This is a genomic window from Pseudomonas tremae, assembly GCF_001401155.1.
GTDB classification, from domain to species: domain Bacteria; phylum Pseudomonadota; class Gammaproteobacteria; order Pseudomonadales; family Pseudomonadaceae; genus Aquipseudomonas; species Aquipseudomonas tremae.
This window is the reverse complement of record NZ_LJRO01000383.1, coordinates 1-361: the sequence shown is the minus strand read 5'-3', so window position 1 is coordinate 361 and position 361 is coordinate 1. Positions and strand designations below refer to the sequence as shown.

At 56.2% G+C, this 361-nt stretch carries 1 protein-coding gene; it reads right to left on the bottom strand.

From position 1 onward, the window contains the following. Positions 1–18: 18 nt before the first annotated feature. A partial coding sequence (gene ybgF / locus ALO43_RS21315; protein WP_157062351.1) for a tol-pal system protein YbgF occupies positions 19–361 on the bottom strand: 343 nt, incomplete at its 5' end.

The window sequence follows — 361 nt, the reverse complement described above, 5'->3', positions numbered from 1 at the left end:
ATCAGCGGGGTCAGAACATCAAAGACGCTGAGGATCTCGTTGCGCCAATTGTGCAGCTGAGGTGCCCGGATACTGGGCGACTACTTGCTGCAATATGCCTTTGACCTTATCGGTGTGACCGAGACGACGCTCGACGTCAGCCAGCTTGTACAGCGAGTCAGGCACCTTGGCATGCTTCGGATACTGCTGACTGACCTTGGCGAACGCCTGACCGGCACCCTGAAGGTCACCTTTGGCCAGATTCACTTCACCCAGCCAGTATTGGGCGTTGCCCGCGTACGAGCTGTTCGGGTATTTGCGCAGGAAAGCGGTAAAGGCCTGACTGGCCTTGTCGAAATCCTTTGCCTTGATCCAATCCAAG